The 21999-nt window shown below is 32.6% G+C and carries 23 protein-coding genes and 2 tRNA genes; 2 read left to right on the top strand and 23 right to left on the bottom strand.

The window, feature by feature from the left end; translation table 11 throughout:
* The first annotated feature begins 116 nt into the window (after window positions 1-116).
* Window positions 117-2120, top strand: coding sequence for a peptidylprolyl isomerase (locus X925_RS08795; RefSeq protein WP_121959721.1), 2004 nt, complete (start codon window positions 117-119; stop codon window positions 2118-2120).
* A gap of 37 nt (window positions 2121-2157) precedes the next feature.
* On the opposite strand, the gene X925_RS08790 is transcribed toward X925_RS08795, so the two are convergent.
* Both X925_RS08790 and X925_RS08785 read right to left on the bottom strand, forming a co-directional pair.
* A tRNA-Gln gene (locus X925_RS08790) sits at window positions 2158-2232 on the bottom strand.
* A gap of 59 nt (window positions 2233-2291) precedes the next feature.
* Complete coding sequence (locus X925_RS08785) at window positions 2292-3593, bottom strand: NAD(P)/FAD-dependent oxidoreductase (protein WP_103065094.1); 1302 nt, start codon at window positions 3591-3593, stop codon at window positions 2292-2294.
* 91 nt (window positions 3594-3684) lie between these two features.
* Here X925_RS08785 and X925_RS08780 point away from each other — a divergent pair.
* Window positions 3685-3774: transfer RNA gene (locus tag X925_RS08780), tRNA-Leu, on the top strand.
* A gap of 69 nt (window positions 3775-3843) precedes the next feature.
* Here the strand turns inward: X925_RS08780 and X925_RS08775 are convergent.
* From X925_RS08775 to X925_RS08675, 21 genes are all read right to left on the bottom strand, one after another.
* The gene (locus X925_RS08775) at window positions 3844-5145 is read right to left on the bottom strand and encodes a hypothetical protein (RefSeq protein ID WP_121959720.1); all 1302 of its coding nucleotides are present in this window, start codon (window positions 5143-5145) and stop codon (window positions 3844-3846) included.
* 104 nt (window positions 5146-5249) lie between these two features.
* Window positions 5250-6680, bottom strand: coding sequence for a complex I subunit 5 family protein (locus X925_RS08770; RefSeq protein ID WP_121959719.1), 1431 nt, complete (start codon window positions 6678-6680; stop codon window positions 5250-5252).
* Window positions 6681-6707: 27 nt separating this feature from the next.
* Complete coding sequence (locus X925_RS08765) at window positions 6708-7043, bottom strand: cation:proton antiporter subunit C (RefSeq protein WP_103065097.1); 336 nt, start codon at window positions 7041-7043, stop codon at window positions 6708-6710.
* Window positions 7040-7729 carry an MnhB domain-containing protein gene (locus X925_RS08760; protein ID WP_121959718.1) on the bottom strand — a complete coding sequence of 230 codons (690 nt, stop codon included), beginning with the start codon at window positions 7727-7729 and terminating at the stop codon, window positions 7040-7042. Before X925_RS08760 ends, X925_RS08765 begins: the two co-directional genes overlap by 4 nt.
* Window positions 7726-8502, bottom strand: a complete 777-nt coding sequence (locus X925_RS08755) for a DUF4040 domain-containing protein (RefSeq protein ID WP_158245452.1) — start codon at window positions 8500-8502, stop codon at window positions 7726-7728. Before X925_RS08755 ends, X925_RS08760 begins: the two co-directional genes overlap by 4 nt.
* Window positions 8499-8783, bottom strand: a complete 285-nt coding sequence (locus tag X925_RS08750) for a monovalent cation/H(+) antiporter subunit G (RefSeq protein ID WP_121959716.1) — start codon at window positions 8781-8783, stop codon at window positions 8499-8501. The genes X925_RS08755 and X925_RS08750 overlap by 4 nt, the downstream gene beginning before the upstream one ends.
* Window positions 8780-8995, bottom strand: coding sequence for a monovalent cation/H+ antiporter complex subunit F (locus X925_RS10645; protein WP_121959715.1), 216 nt, complete (start codon window positions 8993-8995; stop codon window positions 8780-8782). The genes X925_RS08750 and X925_RS10645 overlap by 4 nt, the downstream gene beginning before the upstream one ends.
* 38 nt (window positions 8996-9033) lie before the next feature.
* Complete coding sequence (locus X925_RS08740; RefSeq protein WP_121959714.1) at window positions 9034-9456, bottom strand: Na+/H+ antiporter subunit E; 423 nt, start codon at window positions 9454-9456, stop codon at window positions 9034-9036.
* Window positions 9457-9471: 15 nt separating this feature from the next.
* The gene (locus tag X925_RS08735; protein ID WP_121959713.1) at window positions 9472-10479 is read right to left on the bottom strand and encodes a bifunctional oligoribonuclease/PAP phosphatase NrnA; all 1008 of its coding nucleotides are present in this window, start codon (window positions 10477-10479) and stop codon (window positions 9472-9474) included.
* Window positions 10480-10511: 32 nt separating this feature from the next.
* On the bottom strand, window positions 10512-11324 hold the full coding sequence (locus X925_RS08730) for a purine-nucleoside phosphorylase (RefSeq protein ID WP_121959712.1): 813 nt from the start codon (window positions 11322-11324) through the stop codon (window positions 10512-10514).
* A gap of 51 nt (window positions 11325-11375) precedes the next feature.
* Complete coding sequence (locus tag X925_RS08725) at window positions 11376-12047, bottom strand: metal-dependent transcriptional regulator (RefSeq protein ID WP_012208410.1); 672 nt, start codon at window positions 12045-12047, stop codon at window positions 11376-11378.
* Between the two features lie 3 nt (window positions 12048-12050).
* Complete coding sequence (locus X925_RS08720; protein ID WP_012208409.1) at window positions 12051-13091, bottom strand: HD-GYP domain-containing protein; 1041 nt, start codon at window positions 13089-13091, stop codon at window positions 12051-12053.
* Between the two features lie 23 nt (window positions 13092-13114).
* A complete protein-coding gene (locus X925_RS08715; RefSeq protein WP_158245450.1) occupies window positions 13115-14344 on the bottom strand; it encodes a pitrilysin family protein in 1230 nt (409 codons plus the stop codon).
* A gap of 402 nt (window positions 14345-14746) precedes the next feature.
* The gene (locus X925_RS08710; protein ID WP_121959710.1) at window positions 14747-16834 is read right to left on the bottom strand and encodes a polyribonucleotide nucleotidyltransferase; all 2088 of its coding nucleotides are present in this window, start codon (window positions 16832-16834) and stop codon (window positions 14747-14749) included.
* Between the two features lie 60 nt (window positions 16835-16894).
* A complete protein-coding gene (rpsO, locus tag X925_RS08705; protein WP_012208406.1) occupies window positions 16895-17170 on the bottom strand; it encodes a 30S ribosomal protein S15 in 276 nt (91 codons plus the stop codon).
* Between the two features lie 98 nt (window positions 17171-17268).
* Window positions 17269-18270, bottom strand: a complete 1002-nt coding sequence (gene trxB / locus X925_RS08700; RefSeq protein ID WP_121959709.1) for a thioredoxin-disulfide reductase — start codon at window positions 18268-18270, stop codon at window positions 17269-17271.
* A gap of 22 nt (window positions 18271-18292) precedes the next feature.
* Entirely contained in the window at window positions 18293-18964 is a 672-nt protein-coding gene (locus X925_RS08695; protein WP_121959708.1) for a thioredoxin family protein, read from the bottom strand.
* A 71-nt stretch (window positions 18965-19035) separates the two neighbouring features.
* Entirely contained in the window at window positions 19036-19557 is a 522-nt protein-coding gene (locus X925_RS08690) for a hypothetical protein (protein WP_012208403.1), read from the bottom strand.
* Window positions 19558-19575: 18 nt separating this feature from the next.
* Window positions 19576-20505 (bottom strand): SPFH domain-containing protein, encoded by a 930-nt coding sequence (locus tag X925_RS08685; RefSeq protein WP_121514683.1) that lies wholly within the window; start codon window positions 20503-20505, stop codon window positions 19576-19578.
* A gap of 47 nt (window positions 20506-20552) precedes the next feature.
* Window positions 20553-21023 (bottom strand): NfeD family protein, encoded by a 471-nt coding sequence (locus tag X925_RS08680; protein WP_121959707.1) that lies wholly within the window; start codon window positions 21021-21023, stop codon window positions 20553-20555.
* Between the two features lie 130 nt (window positions 21024-21153).
* A complete protein-coding gene (locus X925_RS08675; RefSeq protein ID WP_121959706.1) occupies window positions 21154-21981 on the bottom strand; it encodes an MBL fold metallo-hydrolase in 828 nt (275 codons plus the stop codon).
* Between the last annotated feature and the right edge of the window lie 18 nt (window positions 21982-21999).

The raw sequence follows: 21999 nt of genomic DNA, 5'->3' as shown, positions 1-21999 counted from the left end.
TTCAATAATAAAAGATTAAACATTGGGGAAATTCAAAAAAATGTGGTAAAATTAAAATCAAAGTCAGTTCGTTTCGAAAGATAGTAAAATTTCAAGAGTTTAGGAGGCATTAGTCGATGAATAATTGGTTTAAAAAACACGAAAGATTGATCACTATAATAGTTATAGCAGGATTTTTGGCAGGTATAGTTTGGTGGTCCGTGGCAACTTATGTTTCATCTCGAAACCCTGTGATTAATTCACAAAGTGGAAATACACTGAGAAAAGAAGACTCTGTTTTGGTGATCACTAAAGACGGCGAAGATTTGGATTACCCATATTGGATAATGAAAAGTGAAGTAGATAACATAACTCAGCAGCAAGCACAGATCTATCAACAGTATTACGGTCAACAGTTGGATCCTGTTTTTGATTATTTATCACTTGATAATCAGGTGGTAGATCTACTCTTTGACGAAAAAATTGTACGATATTACGCGGAACAAAGCGATCTTTTACCCTCCAATGAGGAAGTGAATAATCAGATAAATACACAAGTTGATCAATATATAACTCAATACAAATCAGATGAAACAAATTGGAATAATATGCTTCAGTACTACGGTAGTGAACAAAATATACGAAACATATTAATTTCGGGTTTACAACAAACAGTGGAAACAGATTTAATAAATAATGCGGTTAAAGACGCAGTCGCTTCAGTTTCTAGGGAAGATGCTCTAGCTTATATCGAACAAAACTTTGAAAGTATAAAGAATGATTATGAAGAAGTTAGAGTACAGCATATACTACTTTCAGATGAAGCAACCGCCAATAGCATCAAGGAAATGATTGCAACAGGTGAGATAACTTTTGAAGATGCTGCTTCCTTGTATTCATTGGATACTTCTAATGCTACTAATTCTGGAGAAATTGGATGGATAAAACATGGGAATTATGAACAAAGTTTTGAAGATGCAGTTTTTAATGGACAAGTTGGCGAAATTATTGGGCCTGTACAAACTTCTGAAGGCTTCCATTTGATAAGAGTGCTTGATAAGAAAATATTTGAAAAGCCTGAAGATATATTTTTGTACGATGATGTATATGCTGAAGTAGAAAGTACAGTTCAAGGTCAAAAGTATGATAATTGGTTGTCTAATTACAAAGAAAGTGAGAACTTTGGAAGGAATTATTACGATGCAAAATTGATGTATATGTACGAATTAACGAAGGCGGGTACAGATGTAGAAAGATTAGAAGAATTAGCGAAAGAACTAGAAGGTATTGTGTTCGAGGGTACTGAAATTTCAATGGAAGTTGATTCTGATTATTTGGCTGTATATACGATGGTTGTAACCCAATTATTGGGTTTATACAGTGATAGAACTACTTCTATAAATCAATATCTTAGCTTATCTGAATTTGTTGATCCAGATATTGTTTCGCTGGGTTTGGATGCCATAAATATTAGGCTCGAAGAATTGAACGCTCAATCATATACGGACGAAAGTACCTCATTATTAGCCGAGATATCGAAATATCAGGATGCTCAAAGTTATCTGAGTTCCAAAGAAACCCTTGAGAATTTTGGAGTAAATACTACAGAAGATGCAAGTGTTGTTAGATCAGAATTACAAACTAAATCACAAGATTACACTGAAAAGTTAAAAAAGGTTTTAGCAGATCTATATGCACAGTACCCTTCTTCTAACTCAGTAGTTCAACTTTATTATCAGTTGAACCCCCAAGATCCAAAAGTAAAGGTTAGCTATTCGAAGTTACAGTTGGATCAGTTGAAACAATATTCCTATTATTTAGGATCTCAATATTTATTTACTCTATTTCAACAACAAATCACTGAGATTTTGGTGAATGTTCAAACAGTTGTTGATTCTACGCAAGCAGCAACCGATACTAAATTAGAAGCATTAGATGTTGGACTAGATTTAACTGATTTGTTAGGGCTAAAGGAAATTAAATTGTCTTATTTGGAAACAATAAAAGAGATCGATCCAAATTATTATACTAATATTGATAGTATGATAGAAAGTTTGCAAAGAGAAATACAAGAAGCAAACAATACTTCTGATACTTCTACAGACACATCTCAAATTGCAACTCAGTCGAATATTCAATAATCGGAATGAAGAAAGGGAGGTATAACCTCCCTTTTTTTGGCTGGGACGGTAGGATTCGAACCTACGAATAACGGAGTCAAAGTCCGTCGCCTTGCCGCTTGGCTACGTCCCATTCATTAAGTCTACAAAAATCATTATAACATATCAATATTATTTTGTCAATACAACCGTTTAAAACTCCTTTGCGATTAGGTATCCATGACTTGTAGCATAGGTTATCGACCGAGTCCATCCGCTACAGTCTCCAATTATTTTTACATTTCCAAAGAAATCGTTGTTTATCTTATTTGCATAAAATTTAACTTCTGCTCCATATAAGAGATTATCTGGGTAAGTAACGCCTTTTACAACTGTTTCTAATCGTTCCAAAAAATCGATTATTGATTCTATAGTACGTCTGGGAAGAGCCAGATTCAAATCTCCCAAAATGAAGTGTTTGGGATCTAACGTAGGTTCAACTCGCCCTAATTTTTTTGTCCTTTTTGAAGCTTTAAAATCTTCATAGCATTGAAGTATAACCTTGTCTCCGCCAGCAAGGATATTGGAAAGCTTTGCGATATAAGAACCGTAACCTACAGGGTCGTTGAAAGGCTGAGTGAACGAATGAGTAACCAAGATTGCAAAATTAGTGTTGGCAGTCTTTTTAGTAGTATTTGCATGACCATTAACCGTTAAAAAGTCGTCGTAACTTTCCAAAGTAACCTCTCCACCAGGATTGTTGCAAAAAGTTCTCACAATATACCCTGTTTTAGTTTTTAATCTAATTTTGAATTCGTACATCTCTTTGTTTAAGTCGTCCACTATATGATTAGGAAGTTCAAATCTGACACCAAGATCAACCTTGTCATTTGATAAGACTAAATCCGGATGATCTTTGACCATATCCGATACTAATTTATGACCTCTTCTCCCAACGGCAACAACAACCTTGTCATAGGTTTTTTCACTTCCACTACTTGTTACTACGGCAACCTCTGGGCCAGGAATAACTTTGATAACTTCCTCACCAAATATAAAATTTATGTTATTGAATTTTGAGAATTCTTCGAAAATGTTTTTTACGGTTTCTATTAGTAGTTCTGTACCCAGATGAAAAAAGTGAGATCTTACGGGTTCAAAATCCGCATCGTAGAACTTTTTATATAGCTCTTCGTTTTCAAAAGAATCGCCTTTTTCTAATTTATTGGAAAGCTCTAATTTTTTATCCTCATCCAGCTTTGCTAATCCAGATTTTGTGAGATAATATTCTACTACTTTCTTTTGAATATTCAACGGGATAACTAAATCTCCACCCATTTCTTTTGAAATAAATAATTTTCCATCGTATTTCAAACCACCGAATCCTGCACCTTCTAAATTCTCACCTTTTTCATAAATATCTATCTTGTAGTTATCAATCTTTTGCTCTTCTTGTAGCCCTTTTAAGAAACCTATAGAAGCTGCGCCGAAACCTATAATAGCTATCTTTTTCATAAAACTCCCTCCCATTAAATCATTTGCTATCCTACAAAGGTTCAATTTCTATTGACAAGAGTTTATAAATATAGTATAATAACTTAGAATTGCCGAGGTGGCGGAATTGGCAGACGCGGCGGACTCAAAATCCGTTGGGGTGGAGAACCCCGTGCGGGTTCAACTCCCGCCCTCGGCACCAATAAAGGGCATGCGTAAGCATGCCCTTTAATCTTTTATTGAAGTCTTACCTAACTTTAATCGATATTTCTTATTGCACAATAAAATCAATTTTTAATTTATTTTCTTCTATTGAACTCACATTTAGTAATAAACCATACTGGCCTTTCAAATTTGGCACATAATTCTGAAAAATAGGAGTTAAATCTACAAAGGCGTAAGTAACATCCCCTGTTCCAATTCGTTCACTTAATTTTTGGAACAATTCATTCTCTGAAAGCTTTGGTTTATCATTAAGAAGTTTTTGAAGCTCATCGGATTTCATTTGTGATACCATCAAGTATTCGTCTTTCCAAACATAAAAAGTATTGGTTAAAATTTCTGTTTGGTTATTTTGACTTGTAATTTCAGATTCTATATAAAATTCCATCATGTTTTCACTAGTTTTTTTGTATTTTATGTTATTTTCATTCAAAATAGGTATAATTTCGTCTATTTTAGCGTCAGTTTTCAATTTTAAATAGCTCGCATTAGAAATTGTCGGCATTGCATTGTTACTCGTAGTTAAATCAACGTTAGCTTCCACTCCTTGTGAAAGGGATATTAAATTTTCTACAATTTTGTAATCTACTATTATATTTATGAAATCCGCAAAATTTGTTAAATCTTTTGGGATTAAACCAGAGGTAAAAAATATACTACCCAGGAAGGGATATTCTTGAGCCCCTTTTACAAAGTTTTTATCGATGAATTCTGTTTCTGCAGTTCCATTGCCTCCACCTATTAAGAAGCCATCTTTAACGTAAAAATAGCCGTCTCCTTGATAGTCAGAGGTGTTTATTCTGTAATATAATCCTTTTTTTGTTGGAAGGATTTCTTCAAAATCGGTAACTCCTTTTTCAGAAGAAGAATATACATCTTTATTTTGAACCATTACAAGGTAATTTTGATTTCCGACACTTTGATAGATAGGAGTAAACGAAATCCCGTAATCTTTCAAAGGTTCTAATAGTTTATCTAAATCTGTAGCAAAAGTTTGGGGGTTTTCTAAAGGACCAACGGAGAAGCCAAAAATATAATTATTTTCTTTAGGTTCTTGAACAAAAATCGAGAGATCAACGCTGAGATTATTTAGAAAACTTTCGTAATCTATCTTTAAAGCATTAAAATACATTTGAGCAAGGTTAGAAAGCATTAGTTCGGCGTTAAAAGGTTCTAACAATAAAGTTTTCATAGTTGGCACAGTTTTTAAATCCGTATATGTGCCTTCTAAATCATTTATTAAAACTACCACTTTTGAATCTGAAGGTATAAATTTTAAAACGTCTTGAGGGAAAATAGTAATACTAAAAATGAAAGTTACTAATAAAAAAGAAAATAAGAATTTTTTCATAATTTGTATAGTGCGATACTACGCACATTACCTCCTTCTATTTGTTTTTTGATATTGTCTTTATTATTTTACCATAAATTTCCAAAATATTTGAAAACTTTTGTCTACATTTCCATTAGCAAAGCAACCAATAAAAATGATATTTGATAGATAAAACTATTTTCAAAACTGTATATCTCTATTGAAGGTAAGGATACCTTTTTTCTTAAAAATAAGAATGATAGAATACCTGCTGCAAACAGTAAATATTCGGTTAAAATTTTTAAGATGGATAAGTTGGAAGCGATAGTTGTGAAATAATAAGTTATAGATACAACGTTTAAAATTGCGAAGATGAACATATACCAATATTTGTATTCAAAATTTTTCTTCTTCACTTTAAAGGTGTTTAATAATTTATAAAAGTACATTCCGAAGATGAAAATGTTTATCTCGAGAAAATAGGGTAAAGATAAATTATCTTTGATGATATAAAGGCTAAAGGGGAACAATCCTCCTAAGTTCATCAGCAAGAAAATAAGCAAAAAAAATGTATCTAAGGATATTTGTGAACCATCCAGTTCTTTTAGATTTTTTGTGCCATTTTTCTCGTATATATCTTCGGCTATCATGAATAAAAATCCTTTAGTGAACATATGATAAACTATAAAATATGGAAAAAAAGGCGGGTTAATTAGAATGATCATTAGTCCATAACTCATCTGAGTCATAGTGGAATAAGCCATAAATTTTTTGATATCGTTTTGTAGCAGTGTAAAGAGGGAGGAACAAATAGCAGTTATAACTGCGAAATAGTATAGAAAAATTCTAAGTTCATTGGGTAAAGAGGGTATGAGTAAATAAATTATAAATAAAGGAAGTTTGACGATTATACCTGATAATATAGGAGAGGTTCCTTTCACTGCCTCGGTATGGGCATCGGGTAACCATCCAGAAAGAAAAAATAATCCGCCTTTTGTTAACAACCCCGTTAGGATAAAACTGAAAGCAAAGGTATTAATTCCATTTGAAAGGTTGTAATTGAGATTCAAGGTGCCTGAATTTGAATAAAGAATCCCTACCCCTATCAAATAGAAATTTAAGGATACTAAGCTCATCATCATGTACTTCAAAGCTGCCCATATTCTTATCTCATTCTTATCGTATGATAACAAAAGGAAAGTTAATATAGAAGCGAGCTCCAAATGAACGTATATATTGAAAAAATCTCTACTCATGAAGAAACCATTTATACTTCCTGTTAATAGAAGCCAAAGTGAAAAAAACACATGATCATAATTTTTGTAGATTCTAAAAAAGGTTATTAAAGAGAAAAGATTGAATAAAATAAGTAAGAATTTACTCGTTGGGTCGAAGCTGAACTCAATACCTTTAAGTGCAGAATAGTTTCCTAATACAAACGAACCTTCTTGAAAAATAGTAAGAAATAAGAAAGTTAGTATATATGAGATTGTTACCAATAGAGATGTTTTCTTTTTAAAAAAATAGGTCAGTATGCCAAAAGATATGGGTATTAAGGATACAAGTAGAATCATGCTTTGCTCCTATTTTTATGAGATTTTTTAGTGTTTCTTGACTTTCTTTTCAATTTCATCAACTTCAAGGGTCTTGAATTTGGAAGATAAAATCATTGCAAAAACTAACATTAATGCCAAATTTGCAAATCCAATAACTATAACGGTAAGTAGAAAAGAATGTATGAGGGGGTCAGCGTAACCTTGTAAATGTGTGGTGATAATAGGTGAATTTTCATCGTAAGCCAAAAGAACAAAGAAGAGAACAATTCCTTCTTGGAAAACTCCAAGGTTAATAAATATTAAGATAAGATCTTTTTTTACAATAATTCCAAATAAACCAATAAGTATTACTGATAAGGTGAGGATATAGAAAATATTCATAATAACCCCTTATGTTTTAAAAATCTATACAGGATAGTCCATGATCCACCAAAAACCTCGAAATAAATCAAAAAGTTTAGTAAAATGGCGGAACCTCCACTAGACAACTCCCCAGGAGATCCATTTAGATGAAAATTAGAGAAAATAGAATCTCCCCAACTATATCCTAATAAACCATACATAATTATGAATAAAGGAACCAACATTTTTAGCTTCTCGATTTTAGATTTTATAAACAAGTTTTCTATTTCATCTGTGGATCTCACCAAGGAGACAGCTAGAAAACCTGTTCCTAAAATAGTACCTGCAGCAAAACCTCCACCAGGGGCTATATGTCCGGTTATCGCAATATAAAGAGAAATTAAAACTATTATTTGAAAAATTATTGGAGTTATAACCTTTATGACCGGCGTATCGTATATTATCTGTTGGTCATCAGAAGCAACCGTAGGGATTTTTCCTATGAATTCAGAAATGCCAATTATTACCACCGTAAAAACTAGTATTTCAAAAAAGGTGTCGTATATCCTGTAATCAAGAACAATAGCAGAAACCATATTAGTTGATCCGTTTTCGGCAAGAATTTCAAAAGGTTCATAGAAACTTTTCATATCTCCAACTTTTAAATTTAATGCAAGAATGAAGAAAATTAATATTGTCAAGGTTAAAACAATGTACTTTTTCAACCTATATACCTCCTGACAAGGTTTTCATAGTATGCGGTGTCACTTTTTATTTCTTCCAAAAATTTGTTGAAGTCTCTTGCTAAAGACTTATCTCTTTTATAAAAAATTATCCTGTAACTGGTGTCTTTAATAATTTCTATCTTTTTGGACAAGAGCTTTTCTTCTCCCATAACTATTTTTCGGAATCTTACAGCATCAATTATAAAATCGTCATCCAAATCTTCAAAGCTTTGTGATTTTAAGTTCGACATAAAAATTCCTAAACACGTTTTGTTAGGTTGACCAACAGCGTATAATTTTGATAATAAAATACCTTTGGAAGGTATTATGTTTTCAAAATTATTATCTTCTAAAATTATTCCTCCAGCCAGGATTTCTCCATGGTCGTTTATATTACTCATAGGATCTTCAGCATCAACTTTTATAAAATCGGCATCCAAACCTTTTCTTTCTAAAAATTCCTTGATCAATTCGTATTCGAATCCGTATAGATTTCCTTCTTTTTCTTCAATCATATAAGGAGTTTCAATGTAGTAAACCTTAACCTCGGCGGTCTTTTTTATGGCAATTAGATATATAAAAATAACAAAAGCGGCACCAATGGTTATTTCGACAAAAGCTACATCAGGTGCATTCAGAAGAAAAAAGAGTACAGAAGTTGCTACAGAAAAAACTCCGTAGCCGATGATCACGTTAACATAGCTTTTTTGTGATAGTATGTATAATGAAAGAACGATCAAACTTAAAAACAAAAAAATTATAGAATAACTCACTTGATTTTTCTGCCCACCTTTTCCCCAGACTTTGCGGCATGATAAGCAATTATTGAGGAAATTGCTGGATTTAAAACTAGAATGAAGATAGCTAATATGAGTAATCTTGCCATGTTTTCTGGATATTTGAGCATCAGTGAGATGATAATTGAGATTATTCCTACTGTGTCTGCTATCCCTATCGCTTGAATTTTAGAATAGAAATCCTCCATAGTAAACAACCCTAAAGTTCCTGAAAAAAGAAATATAATTCCTATTCCCATTAAAAGGTTGGCAATCATCTTTTATTACCACCTCTCTCCAGGTAAGCTGAAGCTATCAAAACACCCCAGATGTTGAGAATTAAGAATATAATTATAACGTCTAACAGAAAAAGTTGATCAGAGATAAGGGAAAAAACTAACATCAGAATCACCGCTTTTGAAGAAAATGAAGAATAGGAAAGTACCTTTTCCCATTTTGATTTTGACAATATTAATTTAATCAAAATCATAAAAAGAGATATAAGGATGAAAATTTCTAATATATGTATCAGATTATATCATCCTTCCAAATATTATCTGCCCTATGAGCTTCTTCAGGGTTTGAAGAAACTTTGTGAACTATTAATTTATCATCTTCTTCAAATAAAACAAGTGTTTTAGGGGTTAGTGAGATTGAATTTGCTATTGCGGCTTTTTCAAAATCTGATTTTCCTTTAACGTCTATGTGAGATAAACCGGAGTACTTTTTTAAGAGAATCAAGGGCAAAAAAGCAAATGCATTTTTATACATTTTTAAAAGGCTACCTAAACTGTACACCAACATTTGAATCGTCCCATAAGTGGTGTTTTTAAAAAATAAGTTGGTTACTCTGATTGTAATGATAACAACAAAAACTCCTAATATTAGTGAAAGATCAGAAAAATCGTTAATTAGAACACTCCAAATTGCAAATAAAAAGATGTATGCCATATAAAATCACTTGCCTTATTGAAAGGCTAAGTTAGGATTGTGATTTGCGATTGTTTTTGATATTGTATCTACAATTTCTTCCATTGTTTGTCTTATGTCGTTTGTTTCGACAGAAAATCCAGCTGCCCGCGGATGACCGCCGCCACCAAAATTGAGAGCAATCTTTGATACATCTGCCCATTTTTTGGATCTCAATGAAACATGATAGGAACCTTTTGCATATTCTTGAAATACGATGGCGATTTCAACGCCTCTAATGGATCTAAGATTTTCCACAAATGAAGGGGAATCTTTTGGTAAAACGTTATATTTGGAAAGCATATTCAAGGTTAATAAAGAGTAAGCAATTTGGCCATTTAAAGCTAGTTTAAGATTGGAAATGACGTCTTTATACAAGTAAATTTGTTCTAATGGAATGTTATCCAATATAGTATTTGAAATATCGCTAATGTTTGCTCCTTTTTCAATCAACTCAGTAACATCTTTGAAAACTAAAACATCGGCATTTTGATATTTAAAGAAGCCAGTATCGGTTGCTATTCCTAACAAATTCATTGTGGCTAGTTCTTTGTCGTATTCAACATTTAAAGAAGTCAAAATTCTGTAAACCATTTGAGCTGTTGAAGCCATGGAAGGGTCTACCCAATTTAAATTTCCAAAATAGGTATTTGTTACGTGATGATCGATCAAAAGGACATGAAAAGCATTTAAATATTTTTCTAATCTTCCTATTCTATCCGGTGAGGAGCAGTCTAATATTACCATTATATCGTAGTTTTTATAAATTATTTTTTCAACATCTTCAAACTTTTTGATCTTCGATTTAACCAAAGGAAATTGTAAAAGATATTCCGGGATTTCATCGTCGATCGCCGCCGTCACTTTTTTTCCTAATTTTTCTAATCCTAAGGTCATCGATACTAAACTACTTACATCATCTCCATCTGGGAGTATGTGGCCTACTATCAAAATATTATCATTTTTACTTATCTCTTCTACAATCTCTTTTAGATTTTCAGACAACTTTTGTCCTCCGTTCTTTTTGATGTTTTATATTAAAATAATTTAATAGCGTTGTATACGACCTTTTCAAACTTTCCCTTTATTTTTTCAGTTATTCTAAGAACATCTTCATGTTTTAGAGGTTGTGGGAGAATACCAGCAGCCATATTGGTAACTGCAGAAAATGAGATAACTTTTAAGCCTACATGATTCGCCGCCATCACTTCTGGTAAGGTTGACATTCCTACTAGGTCTGCTTCATATTTGTCGAACATTCTAATTTCAGAAGGGGTTTCATAAGATGGACCCAAAGTCCATAAATAAGTCCCCTCTTTGAGCTCTATATTATCTTTTTTACATTTCTCGATAACGCTTTTTACCCAATTTTTATCGACAGGCTCAACTAAAGAAGGGAATCTGGGGCCAAACTCATCTAAATTAGGGCCTCTTAAAGGATTTTTGAATGTAAAATTTATGAAATCGACGTCTACCACTATATCACCTGGAGAAAATGTTTTGTTAATTCCACCAGCTGCATTCGTTATTATCAGACCTTTAACTCCTAAATCCTTCATCACATAAATAGGAAAAACAATATCTTTTAGTTCAATTCCTTCATAAGCATGAAATCGTCCTTTTAATATCATGACAGGGATACCTTCTATAGTACCTATGACTAAAGACCCTTCATGTCCTACTACAGTTGATTGTGGAAAAAAAGGAATGTCCTTGTACTCAATCACCTTTGGATTTTCTACCTGGTCCGCTATGTATCCAAGGCCAGAGCCTAATATTAGTCCTAAAATTGGTTTGATTTCTGTACTTTCTTTAATATATTGAGAAGCTTTATCGATTTTAGTGGTCATATGTAAATATGTACCTCCTTAGGGCAAAAAATAAATTTAAAGAGTTAAACTTTAATTTAGATTTCCTATTATTATATGCTTTGATTCATGTGACGTAAGATTGATTACTTTTTCATTAACCAAAATTTCGATCATGTCATCGGTTTTTTTTATTACTTTTAGAGTTAAACCAGGATATATACCTTTGTCCATTATGTTTTTCCGTAATATAGAATCTCCTGAAATATCGTATATTTTTGCAGATTCTGATATATTCAAATCCCAGAGAGAAGTTTTGAAGTCATGAGGCATTTTTTTCTTATAATTTGAAATAAACTTCTTTGCTTCCGTTAATTCTATGGGGTTTCTTTTAAGGAATAACATTAATCCATCTAGAGAAATATAAAAATTATCATTCATGTGGTGCTCAATACCACAAGACAGGGTATATGCCTCTTCTTTTGAAAGTCCTAATACGTTGACAAAAAAATCTATAAGAATTATGTATCTTCTATAAACCTTTTCGGCATTAAGCAACCCTTTTTCCGTAAGTTTTACATAACCATACCGTTCATGTTTAACGTATCCATGCTTTTCTAGTTTTCTAATGGCTTCAACTGAAGAAGCATCTTTTACAGATAATATTCTTGAAATATCTCTTACTCTTGGTATTTTTCCGTCGATATGTAAAATATAAATCGCTCTCAAATAATTTTCCAAACTTTCTGAGATATTTTCAGCCAATATTTACTCTCCTTTTTTCAGTACTTCTCTGATAAACAAGCCAGTTTCCATTCCTGTTTCTATAGTTTTTCCATCACATTCGACTATTGGAAAAGATGAAGTTTTTCCCTTTTTGACTACGGTAGCCTTCTTGCCGTTGTTTAGAATTACCTGGGTTCCTGTTGGGTACAACCCAACTATTGAAAAGAAAACACTTACATAATACGGATCAAAAATTAATCCCGAATATCTTAAGAGAAAACTCATCGCCTCGTATGGGGAGTTCCCTATTTCTATGTAGGAGTCGTAAGCGTCTCCTATTTGTAATATTCTTACCAAAGGACTTATAGCGTTCTCTTTTAATCTCATAAAAATACCAGTTCCGTCGTATCGTTCGTGGTGGGTAGAAATAGCATCTACAATTTCTTTCCCTATATTTTTTTGAATATTTTTTAAGGTTTCATAAGCGGATACAATATGAGATCTGACCGTTACATCTTCTAGGTCTATATAATCAAATATCACTCTTTTTCCTATCAAGCTGTATCCAATGTCATGGAGTAGACACGTTTTTACAAGAGAGTCGAAGAATACATCTGGCATATTCAATTTTGAAGCGATTATTGAGGCGATGATCGATGTATTTATAGAATGAGAATTTAAAGCTTCGCTTCCTATGGCATGAAATAAATTTAATACGACGTCTTCAGTTTTTAAAAATTTCTTATAAATATCTTCTGCAAGAGAATCTAATTCTGAAGGATCATCTTTTAAATACGTAATATCTTTTACAAATTCAAAATGTTGATGCCATTCATTATATGTTTCCTCTTCTACAATAGGGGGAATATTTTCGAATTCTATGGAAATATTTTCTTCGATCTTTTTTTCAATAAAATCATTTTCATCGTAAACATTTACGGTCTTTATACCGTGGCTTCTTAACCTGTTAATGTCAGTTGATTTTAAGACAGTTCCTTTTGGAATTAACAAAAGAGATTCTTTAAAAACATCTTCTGCGACTATTTGACCGGGTTTTAATTCATAAAAAGGGATTTTTTTCATAAAGAACACCCGCCTTCAAGATTTTATTGATTGTTCGGTGAAAGTATCGAAACATATTTATTGTTAGAAAAAATATTGCTTGCCGTTTCAATAACGTTATGAATTTCAACCTTTTCTATATTTTTTATAAATTCTTCTATCGTCATGATTTTACCATAATTTACATACAAATTTAAAATATTTAAAGCCATGGATAAATTGTTTTCTACCTCTAACGTTAATTTACCGATTAATCTATTTTTCCCGTAATTGAACCATTTTTCGATTTCTTTATTATTCTTAAGATCATCTACAACTTCCTGTATTTTTCTGAGTAGATTTTCCAGGTTTTTATCAGTTGTTGCTGCATAAAATAATAACAATCCAGCTTTCGGATAAGTTTCATAATCTGATGTGACTTCGTAAGCTAAACCTTCTTCTTCTCTAATTTTTGAAAATAGCAGGGAACTCATTCCGCTTCCCAGAAAGGTATTGAGTACTAGTGTAGAGTAATAGTATTCATCTAATTTAGAAGGTGCTTTAAATCCTTGAACTAAATAATTGCTAGCTAAATCATTTTTGTATTTTTTGATGAAGATTTCTTTGTCAACTATCGAAGGACTGGTGATGTTATTTTTAAAAGAGTTCAAATTTGCAATGCTCTTAATTCTGTTGAGTTGTTTCAATACCGAATCCTCATCGAATTTTCCTGATATTATGACCACAGTGTTTTCTGGTTGATAGTATTTGTAGTGGAATTCTTCTATTGTTGATTTTTTTATATTCATAACTGTATCTTTGTATCCCATTATAGGTCTTGAAAAGTTGTCATCATATACATTAGTGTATAAGTTTTCAAATACTATGTTTATGGGGTCATCTTCATATGAAGAGATTTCTTCTAATATTATACCTTTTTCTTTTTCTATATCTTCTTCTTTAAATAAAGGTTCATAAAGAATCTCAGACATGATTTCTAATGTTTCATTCACTTTTAGAGAAGGTATCTTTGCAAAAAAAACTGTGAAATTCTTTGAAGTGAAGGCATTTAAGACACCACCTACTTCTTCTATTGGTTGTTTTATTTCGAAGGTGTTTTTTCTTTTAGTTGCTCGAAAAGAAACGTGTTCAATGAGATGAGATAATCCTGCATTTTCTTTTGCCTCTTTTGAGGAACCTGCTTTCACACAAAAAAGTACAGAAGCACTCATCATAGAATCCCTGTTGATAAGAATTACATCTAAACCATTGTCTAATATTTCATGAGTATACAAAATTAGTTTTCCCTCCATGTGCTAAAGAGTTTAAAATCATTTTTCTTAAATATTTTGTTTGAAAAAACAGCAAATTTACGATATTTAATTATACCATAACATTATCAATTATATCTAACATATAATACAAACAATTGGATGGATAATTGTCCTAAGTAAGAACTTCGATATTGGCTGTAAAATTTTTCTCTGATTGTGGTTTATAAAGCAAGTATTGAAATCGTAAGATATTTTAGGAATAAAATTGGGGAAGGGACGAGGCAAAAACGCAAGAACTTTTTAATCCTTAGGGGTATGGGGCGGAGAAAGGGTTGCTTTATATAAATTTTAGAACTTCTAAAAACAATATCTATTACTAATATTAATAAAAACATGCGGTTAAAAAGCCGCACGTTTGATTTTTTAATTTTCTTCTTTTAATTGTTTTAATTGGAATTTTCCTTGGTCTTCAACCTTCATTACTTCGACTTTAACCTTATCACCAATTTTAAAGGATTCAAGTTTGTCTTTCAAATTGGATACATGTAACATTCCAACCTTACCGGGTAACACTTCTACAAATATACCGTATTTTTCGACTCTTTTCACTGTACCTTCAAAAATTCCACCTTTTTCTACTTGTGCGATTAAATTTTGAATGTGATTAATAGCTTCATCAACCTTGTTTGCATTATGGCCAGTTACCTTGACTTTTCCATCATCTTCTATATAAACTTCAACATTGTATAATTCGCTGATCTCTTTAATATTTTTCCCACCGGGTCCGATTACTTCTCCTATTTTTGAGACGGGTATTTTAAATACTTTCATTATTGGAACGTATGGAGACAATTCTTTGCGTGGTTGAGGGATAGTTTCATACATCTTATCTAAAATTTTCAACCGTGCTATTTTTGCTTTTTCTAAAGCCTTTTGAAGAACTTCTTTATTAACTTGACTGGTTTTAACATCCATTTGAAAAGCAGTTATTCCATCTCTTGTTCCTGCTACTTTAAAATCCATGTCTCCTAGGTGGTCCTCCATTCCTAAAATATCTGTTAAAACTACGAAATTATCGTTTTCAAAGATCAAACCCATGGCAATACCCGCAACATGTTTTTGGATTGGTACACCTGCATCCATTAAAGCCAAGGAGGCAGAACATACGCTAGCCATAGATGAGGAACCATTTGATTCTAAAATATCAGAAACGACTCTAATAGTATAAGGGAACTCTTCATCGCTTGGGATAAGGTTTTTATGTGCTCTTTCTGCTAAATGCCCATGGCCAATTTCTCTTCTGCTGACTCCTCTGAGCCTTTTTACTTCACCGGTTGAGAAAGGAGGAAAATTATAATGGAGCATGAATCTCTTTTCTTCATCGCTGAATATAGTATCAAGAACTTGAACATCCAAAGGAGCACCTAAAGTAACAGTTCCTAGAGATTGAGTTTCCCCTCTGGTAAAAAGTGCAGAACCGTGCACTCTAGGTATCAGCCCTACTTCACAGGCGATATCTCTAATTTCATCACAAGTTCTTCCATCAACTCTTTTGTTCTCGTTAATAATCATTTTTCTCATCGAATCTTGAAGTTTTTCTTCAAAAGCATTTTCTAAGAAACGTTTTTTATCTTCAAAAAAAGCCACACTCCATTTTTCCAAGAAGATTTCTTCAAATTTTTTCATTACGTTCTTTTTATACTCTGATATAACTTTATCCCTGTTTTTTTTACCTTTTGTGAGTAGTACCTTTTTTAACTCTTCTTCGTCTATGAGAGATAGGTAATCTTCAATAAATTCCTCTGGAACTATTTCTTTTTGAACTTCCCATTTTTCAATGTTTAATTCTGAAAGAAACTCTTCTTCAATTGCTATAATTTCTTTTATCTTTTCCTGTGCGAACATCAGAGCCTCTACCATTTCTTCTTCAGAAACTTCCAGTGATTCACCTTCTACCATTGTAACTGCATCTTTGGTTCCTGCAACGACCATGTCAATTTTAGAATTCTTTAGTTGTTCTTGGGTTGGGAAGGCAATGAATTGTCCATCCACGTATCCTATCCTTACTCCCGCAACAATACCATTAAATGGTATAGGTGAAAGATTCAGGGCTAACGAAGCACCTGTTATACCCCATGTTTCTATACTATCGCCATTCAACATTGAAAATACCGTAGTTATTACTTGGACCTCATTGAAAAAATTCTCTGGAAACAAAGGTCTAATAGGTCTATCGATAAGCCTTGCAGCTAATATGGCTTCATCGCTTGGTTTCCCTTCCCTTTTTATAAAACCTCCTGGAATTTTACCAACTGCATAGAATTTTTCTTGAAATTCTACGGTTAATGGAAAGAAGTCCTGACCTTTTACTGTTTCTTCCGAAGCGTCTGCTGTAACTAGTATAGTTGACTCGTTAAAAGTCAGCATCACAGAACCAAGAGACTGTTTGGCAACTTTACCATGTTCAATACGTAATTTTCTGCCAAAAAGTTCTTTTTCCAATACTTTCATTCTCACACCTCCTATAAAAACAAAACGGAGCTTATGCCCCGCTTTTTAAAAAATTTGTTATCAACCTCTTATACCTAATTTATTGATGATTTCTTGATAAACTAAGGGTTTACTTTTTCTCAAATATTTGAGCATCTTTCGTCTTTTTCCTACCATCATCATCAATCCACGTCTACTATGGTAATCCTTTGGGTGTTGTTTCAAATGTTCCGTTAAATGTTTGATTCTAGCAGAAAGAAGAGCTACTTGCACTTCTACAGAACCAGTATCTTTGTCGTTGATTTTAAATTCTTCGATAAGCTCTTCTTTCTTCTCGGGGTCCAATCCTCTAGACATCTTTTCTATAACCTCCTGCAGAATATTCCTTTAACCAAGAAAAGGGGTTACACCCTAAACTGAGTTAAAGGTACTAAACATATTATACAATTATATCTTCATTTTGTCAAATTTATCGATTGAGTTGATGATATTTGGTCTTCATTAACGTACTCGCGAATTGCATGTGAAGCAGCTATAGCTCCATCGGACACCGCAGTTACAATTTGTCTGAGCTCCTTTTTTCTTACATCTCCTACTGCATAAATACCCTTAACTTTTGTTTCCATATTCTCGTCTGTAATTAAGAAACCATATTCGTCAAAATCGAAAAGATCTTTATTTAAAAAGCTTGTTTCTGGCACTAATCCAACGAAAACAAAAACTCCATCGAAAGGTTCTTCATAAACTTCATCGTTTTTTAGATTTTTAATGACCAAACTTTCGACCTTATCTTTGCCTTTAATTTCTTCAATGACCGAATTCCATTTAAACTTTATGTTATTACGAGAAAAGGCTCTATCTTGATAAAGTTTATCAGCTCTAAGTTTTTCTCTTCTGTGAATTATATAAACTTCTTTAGCTATGTTCGATAAATAAACCGCTTCCTCTACGGCTGTATTTCCTCCTCCCACGACAGCAATTTTTTTATTCTTAAAAAAATGACCATCGCACGATGCACAGTAAGAAACACCTCTGGAAGAAAATTCCTCTTCACCTTTAACCCCTAATTTTCGAGGGTAAGATCCGCTTGCTATTATTATTGCCTTTGATTTGATTGTTTTTCCATTTTCCATAACAACCGTTTTATGGGAATCTTCATCTTTTAATTCTATAACTTTCCCATCATAGAAGTCGGCTCCGAACTGCTCTGCGTGCTCTTTCATCAAAGAAGATAGCTCTTCACCCTTTATCGTTTTAAACCCTGGGTAATTTTCTATAATATCTGTTAAATTCATTTGTCCGCCTTCAATTGCTTTTTCAATTACAAGGGTAGAAGCTCCGCCTTGTAAGGCATATATAGCAGCTGAAATCCCGGCAGGACCGCCACCGATTATTACAACGTCATATTGTTGTTTTATTTCGGATTTTTTGTTAGCCCCTTCAACGTTAAAAAACATCTGAGAACCTCCTTCAACTACTTTATTCAACTGCTTTTAAAACTTCTTCCACAAAACTATTTTCAGGGTAGGCTCCCACAAACTCACCTTTTTTTACCCATTCTTCGCTTTCTTTTACTTCTATCACGGTATGTGGAACGGAACTTACACCATATTCAAAAGATATTCGATCGAATTCGTTAGCTTCTATCATTTCTCCTGTTATATTAGGGTTTAACATAGCGGCTTGATGAGCTGCAAAAACAGCCCTAGGGCAGTATGGACAAGTTGGAGTCACGAAAACTCTGATCCTCATCTTTTTATCTATCTGCGATAGTTTTTCTTTGTTTTCATCGCTGAAAGAGGTCACACTATTATTAGATACAGCGATGAGATTTTGAAGCAGAGTAGTGAACTCATATCCCGAAGGGATCCCATAATATCTAATTCCGTAATCGTTTCCTTCGCTATCTAATATTACCATAGCTGGAAATAAATCTCTTTCAATATCGTAGTTGTTAATTTCTTCAGAATCAGAATGGTAGGTATCAACTTTTATTCTATCATCTAATTCCTTGAGCTCTCCAAGTAACTGTTCAACAATTTCTGAATATTCTCCATCATTTTTGAATAAAAATATTTGAACAGGCTCTGTCAATTCCTCTAAAATTTCTCTTACCTTGTTTTGTGTTTCTTTGTCCATCAATTTTTCCATATTTAAAAACCTCCATCTAATTTAGTGTTGTATATACCCTATATAGGTATATTAACATATTTTGATTTAATCTACTTTAAAATTCTATATGTTTTGTTAATTTTTGATGATTTAACAATCGTTGTAAAAAATAAAAGGATCGACGGTATTATTATTATCATCGGATTTAATATTATGGGGATTGACAAAAATAGTTTATCCATGAAATAATAAAAAGATACGGCGAAAAGAAAAGCTTCAACTCCTCTCATTAGGATTTTTTTTGAGAGAAAATTATTAAAATATGTTTTTTTTGAATAACCGAAAGAGAGAATAGTTATTTTGAATCTTTCATGATATTTTTTTGTAGCCGCGTCAAAAGACCTTAGATAAAATAAGAACAAAATAAAGAATGCAATAATTTCCATTAATATCGTTAAATCGTTTAAATACTTCAAATAAAAACATACCAGCAAAAAAGATGTTAAACCGTACAGGTTAAAATAATCTACGAAATGATAGGGTTCTTTATTTTTCATGATCAAAAGTCTAATAACAGCAAATGCTATTAAAAAACTGATTGCATTGATAAACAAAGACTTTAATAATACCATAAAAATTACCTCAGAATTTTATTCTTTATTTTCTGGATTGCTATCAGAGATTGTATCGTTTTTCGAAATGTCTGCCATAGCAGCTACAGAGCTCAATATTCCCGAAATTTCATAAGGCATAAAGACCTTTGTTGATTTCCCGTCTGAGATTGCTTTTAATGCCTCAAAGTACCTTATTGTTATCAAATCTTTTGTAGGATTGCCTTTATGGATTGAGTCGAAAACTTTAAGAATTGCCTCAGCTTCTCCGTCTGCTTCGATACTTAATTTATACTTTTGAGCATCTGCTTTTTTCTTAACGGCTTCCGCTTCACCTTCTGCTTTTAGTATTGCAGCATTTCTGTCTCCTTCTGCTCTGGTAATTTGTGATTGTTTGTACCCTTCAGCCTCTAAAATAACAGCTCTTTTCATTCTTTCGGCTTTCATTTGCTTGCTCATTGCATCCATAATGTCTTGAGGAGGATCGATCTTTTTGATCTCCACTCTGGTGATTCTTACTCCCCATTTATCGGTGGCTTCATCTAATACTTCTCTGAGTTTTGTGTTGATTCTTTCTCTAGAGGTTAATGTTTGGTCTAATTCCAATTCTCCGATTACGTTCCTTAAATTTGTTTGAGCCAATTTAACAGCCGCTGAGGTAAAATCTCCAACGTTGTAGACTACTCTATAAGCATCAGTTATCTCGTAATATATAACAGCATCAACGGTAACTATAACGTTATCCCTAGTGATAACCTCTTGAGGTGGAACATCTATCAACATTTCTCTTAAATCTACTTTGGTTATTCTTTCTATGAAAGGCATGATGAAATTTAATCCAGAATCGACCTGTCTATGAAATTTTCCTAATCTTTCTACCAAACCTTTTTCGTAAGGGCGGATAATTCTTAAACTCATTGCAGCAATAAAGATCAAAAACAAAACTGCTATTATCAATATTACCAACATTGTTTTTCCCCACCTTTCTTTTTCAAATTGTGGTCACTAAAAAAATTTTATTCCCCCGTCTCTTTTTTTTGATTATTTTCAGATGCATTGATTTTTTTTATATATACAAAATTAGCGGTTTTTCTTGTGATTATAACATCATCGCCCACATTAATAAGATAGTTTTCTTCATCTTCTGGAAATGCTCTCCATTCGTCTCCCTTTATTTTAACTATGATTCTTCCTTCATCGTCAATCTTATCCACCTTAGCTTTCATGCCAACAAATTGATCTTGATAAGGTTTTATAGTAGAAGAACCTTTGTACATGTTTTGTACAATTTTTCTTGTTGAGATCCACAACAAAAAAGAAACGATTAAGAATATTAGCAAATTTAAAACGACCGATGAAATAAATAAAGATGTAATAGCTGCTACTCCAGCTCCTATGGCGAACCATAAAAAGAAAAAAGATGGAAGTATAGCTTCAGCAATCGCAAAAATTATTGCAAAAATAACCCACACACCCCATTGACCCATAATTATCACCTCACGTCATTTGCAAACATCATTTGCGAAGCAAATGAGAATTAGGATGTTACTTCTAAAGCATTGCAAAAAAGACCTTTTTGCACATCACAGTAAAACCATTTTGCAAAAAACAGCAAAATTAGATCTTGAAAACTTTTTCAGGGTGGACGATATTTATTTGTATATCTGGGAATTCTTCATTCAATTCTTCTTTGGTTGACTTAATTTTGCTGTTGTACCTACTTGAGACATGGTATATAATAACTCTCTTAGGCTTGGAAATGTTAATTAAATTTTTTAATTCTGCTAGAGAGGTATGGTTTCTAATTTTTCTATCCTTTTCATCAAAAAAGGTACATTCATGAAGTAGCGTTCCACAATCTTTTGCGAAATTGGGGGGAATAGGTAGCGAATCCCCGCTTATGGTTAATATGTTAGCAGTATAGTTTTCTAGGATGTCTTCTTTTTTATTGATTATTAAATCTTTTATTTCTGACTCTTTTAGTTCTCTGTACTCTTCTTTTAATCTTTTTCTTTGTTCTAAAATTTGGTAACCAAAAGAGGTTTCCCCAGGGGTATGTCTTGTTTTAAATGGTTTTATAAACCTTTTGTTGTTAAGAGGGATCGTGTCAGATAACGTTATTTCCCTAAAATCTATTTCGTATCTCAATCTTTTATTCATTTTACCTATAAATTTTAAATATTCATTAATATTTTCCGATCCCTGTGGATAGTAAATTTCTAGTTTTTTATTTCTGTTCCCCATAGCGTTATTGCGAGTATTAACGATTCCCCACAATCCTGCTATATGATCTACGTGAGAGTGTGTTAAAATGATCTTTTCAATTCCATATATTTTGTTTCCTAACTCTGCACTAACCCCTTCACCAGCATCAAAAAGTATTCTATCTGGTTTGTAAAAAACCCAAGTCGTATACAATGCCTTTGATCTTATTAAAAACTCCAACTATCACAACTCCCATTG

It is taken from the genome of Petrotoga sp. 9T1HF07.CasAA.8.2 (assembly GCF_002895585.1).
In the GTDB taxonomy this organism is placed as follows: Bacteria; Thermotogota; Thermotogae; order Petrotogales; family Petrotogaceae; genus Petrotoga; species Petrotoga mobilis.
Note: the sequence above shows the minus strand (reverse complement) of the source record. Positions and strands in the feature narration are given on the sequence as shown.

Excerpts from the sequence above, each read along its gene's own strand:
- X925_RS08795 (WP_121959721.1), top strand. The coding sequence starts at position 117 with ATGAATAATTGGTTTAAAAAACACGAAAGATTGATCACTATAATAGTT.
- X925_RS08785 (WP_103065094.1), bottom strand. The coding sequence starts at position 3,593 with ATGAAAAAGATAGCTATTATAGGTTTCGGCGCAGCTTCTATAGGTTTC.
- X925_RS08775 (WP_121959720.1), bottom strand. The coding sequence starts at position 5,145 with ATGAAAAAATTCTTATTTTCTTTTTTATTAGTAACTTTCATTTTTAGT.
- X925_RS08770 (WP_121959719.1), bottom strand. The coding sequence starts at position 6,680 with ATGATTCTACTTGTATCCTTAATACCCATATCTTTTGGCATACTGACC.
- X925_RS08765 (WP_103065097.1), bottom strand. The coding sequence starts at position 7,043 with ATGAATATTTTCTATATCCTCACCTTATCAGTAATACTTATTGGTTTA.
- X925_RS08750 (WP_121959716.1), bottom strand. The coding sequence starts at position 8,783 with ATGATTGCCAACCTTTTAATGGGAATAGGAATTATATTTCTTTTTTCA.
- X925_RS10645 (WP_121959715.1), bottom strand. The coding sequence starts at position 8,995 with ATGATTTTGATTAAATTAATATTGTCAAAATCAAAATGGGAAAAGGTA.
- X925_RS08740 (WP_121959714.1), bottom strand. The coding sequence starts at position 9,456 with ATGGCATACATCTTTTTATTTGCAATTTGGAGTGTTCTAATTAACGAT.
- X925_RS08730 (WP_121959712.1), bottom strand. The coding sequence starts at position 11,324 with ATGACCACTAAAATCGATAAAGCTTCTCAATATATTAAAGAAAGTACA.
- X925_RS08720 (WP_012208409.1), bottom strand. The coding sequence starts at position 13,091 with ATGAAAAAAATCCCTTTTTATGAATTAAAACCCGGTCAAATAGTCGCA.
- X925_RS08710 (WP_121959710.1), bottom strand. The coding sequence starts at position 16,834 with ATGAAAGTATTGGAAAAAGAACTTTTTGGCAGAAAATTACGTATTGAA.
- rpsO (WP_012208406.1), bottom strand. The coding sequence starts at position 17,170 with ATGTCTAGAGGATTGGACCCCGAGAAGAAAGAAGAGCTTATCGAAGAA.
- trxB (WP_121959709.1), bottom strand. The coding sequence starts at position 18,270 with ATGTTTTTTAACGTTGAAGGGGCTAACAAAAAATCCGAAATAAAACAA.
- X925_RS08695 (WP_121959708.1), bottom strand. The coding sequence starts at position 18,964 with ATGGAAAAATTGATGGACAAAGAAACACAAAACAAGGTAAGAGAAATT.
- X925_RS08690 (WP_012208403.1), bottom strand. The coding sequence starts at position 19,557 with ATGGTATTATTAAAGTCTTTGTTTATCAATGCAATCAGTTTTTTAATA.
- X925_RS08685 (WP_121514683.1), bottom strand. The coding sequence starts at position 20,505 with ATGTTGGTAATATTGATAATAGCAGTTTTGTTTTTGATCTTTATTGCT.
- X925_RS08680 (WP_121959707.1), bottom strand. The coding sequence starts at position 21,023 with ATGGGTCAATGGGGTGTGTGGGTTATTTTTGCAATAATTTTTGCGATT.